The sequence below is a fragment of the Dictyobacter arantiisoli genome (assembly GCF_008326305.1).
In the GTDB taxonomy this organism is placed as follows: Bacteria; Chloroflexota; Ktedonobacteria; order Ktedonobacterales; family Ktedonobacteraceae; genus Dictyobacter; species Dictyobacter arantiisoli.
Genome location: NZ_BIXY01000204.1, coordinates 1 through 2393, shown reverse-complemented (window position 1 = coordinate 2393; position 2393 = coordinate 1). Strand labels below are relative to the sequence as shown.

General features: G+C 48.9%; 1 protein-coding gene. It reads left to right on the top strand.

Annotated elements, in window-relative coordinates; all coding sequences use genetic code 11:
* The first annotated feature begins 498 nt into the window (after window positions 1-498).
* Complete coding sequence (locus F1593_RS27770) at window positions 499-2319, top strand: reverse transcriptase/maturase family protein (RefSeq protein ID WP_149404794.1); 1821 nt, start codon at window positions 499-501, stop codon at window positions 2317-2319.
* Window positions 2320-2393 lie beyond the last annotated feature (74 nt).

The window sequence follows — 2393 nt, the reverse complement described above, 5'->3', positions numbered from 1 at the left end:
TCATTGCCGTGCGCCGCGTCGGCGCTTGTTAGATAGCCTCGCAGAGGCAGGAGGTAGAGAGCAAGGAAACCTCTTAGGACGCCTACCCTACCTGATGAGGAAACTCAAAGGGGAAAATAGCATGGTAGGAAAGCAGCTAAACATGAAGGTATGCAGTGTGACGTGCTGCAAGTCCTGCCCACATGGTGAAGCCTACACTGGTTGAACCCCAGTTCTCAGCGGTGCATAGATCTGCCTGCCATACCATACCTGTAACTGGTAACGTCGCATGATCACGAGATTAGGCAATGCTCATGAGACGCTCTCTGCGACGAGCGATGTGCAACGAGCACATTCAAGGGAACGAACGGGGCACCTAAACGGGCTAGAACGTCTAGCAAGCGTAAACGCGGGATTGCCTAAAGGTCGAGAGGCCCAGGGCAACGGAGCTTCCATAGTACCTGAACAAGGGAAGGGAAGCAGGTTATCCTGATAACTCAGTAGAGGGAGGTACGCAAGTTGCGGAATGCCGAAACTGTACTAGGTATCGTTCAAGAATACGGCAAGCGGAAACTGCCACTAAAGAACATTTATCGACTACTCTACAACCCAGATCTGTATCTGCGGGCATATGCTCGACTGTATACCAACAAGGGAGCAATGACCCAGGGTACAACCAACGAAACTGTGGACGGTATGACACTGGAAAAGATCAATAGCATCATAGAAGCATTACGCTATGAACGCTATCGATGGCAACCAGTACGGCGTATCTATATCCCGAAGAAAAACGGGAAAAAGCGACCGCTTGGCATGCCCACATGGTCAGACAAACTGTTACAGGAAGTAATACGCCTCATTCTTGAGGCATACTACAATGTACAATTTAGTGATCATTCACACGGTTTTCGGCCTGTACGCGGATGCCATACCGCATTAAGCGAGATCAAGACCGCATGGACAGGCACCAAATGGTTTATCGAGGGAGATATCAAAGGATGTTTCGATAACATCAATCATGACAAGTTGATGGACATCCTAAGAGAAAATATCCAAGATAATCGGTTTCTGAGATTGATAGACGGCCTGCTCAAAGCAGGATACCTGGAAGAATGGTCGTACAATCGCACAATAAGTGGAACGCCACAAGGGGGTGTGCTCAGCCCCATTCTTTCAAATATCTATATGGACAGGCTAGATAAATATGTTGAGAAGGTGATAGTACCAACCTACAACCGCAAAGACAAACGGAGAGAAAATCCTGAATACCGGAAATGGTACAGCAGAGCCCATCACCTCAGGAACAAAGGTCTGAAAAGAGAGGCAGCCAGAGCACGTAAGCAACAGCTCAAACTCCCCCAACGAGACCCCGATGATCCTGAATACAGGAGACTGAGGTACGTGCGCTATGCTGACGACTTCCTGCTTGGATTTGCGGGACCAGAGGGAGAAGCGGAAACCATTAAGGAGCAACTGAGAGCATTCCTGCAAGAGGAACTCAAGCTGGAAATGAGCCAGGAAAAGACCTTAATCACGCATGCACATACCAGTGCAGCCCGCTTCCTCGGATATGAGATCGCAGTACAACAGGATGATACCAAGATACATCCGACACGAGGACGAAGATGTATTAACGGGGTCATCGAGCTGCGAGTATCAAAAGATGTCGTGGATAGTCACTGCGCCAAGTACCAAAAGCATGGGAAACCCATACACAAAGCGGAATTTCAGAATGAGAGTGATTTTGCGATCATACAGAAATATCAATGGAAATATCGGGGACTTGTGCAATACTACGCGCTAGCGACCAATATGGGGTGGCTAAATCGACTCCACTGGTATATGAGAACGTCGCTCCTGAAGACCTTGGCAGGGAAACACAAATCAACAGTCTCAAAGCTGGTACACAAATACCAGGCAGAGGTGGAAACCTGGAATGGAAAAATGAAGTGTTTAGAAGCCAAAATCGAAGGGAAAGACGGGAAGGTGCATGTGGCGCGATTCGGTGGCATCCCTCTGAGACGACAAGAAAAGGCAGTCATCCGCGATCTTAACCCCAATTTTGTGGTCATCCCTCGGAATGAAGTAGTGAAACGACTACTACGAAATGTATGTGAGCTCTGCGGAAGCAAAGATCATGTGCAAATCCATCATGTCCGAAAGCTCAGTGACCTCAAGAAGAGGGGGAGGAAGGAAAAACCGCTCTGGATGCAGATCATGATAGCCATGAACCGCAAAACCTTGGCGGTATGTAGGTACGACCATTGGGCAATACATACAGGAAACCCTACCAAACAGCCGTACAATGAATCGGGAGAACTGGAGAGCCGTATGCCATGAAAGTGGCACGTACGGTTCGGGAAGGGGCGGATGGAAACGTACCGCAAGGCAACGCGCCAGCCGCCTACTTCACT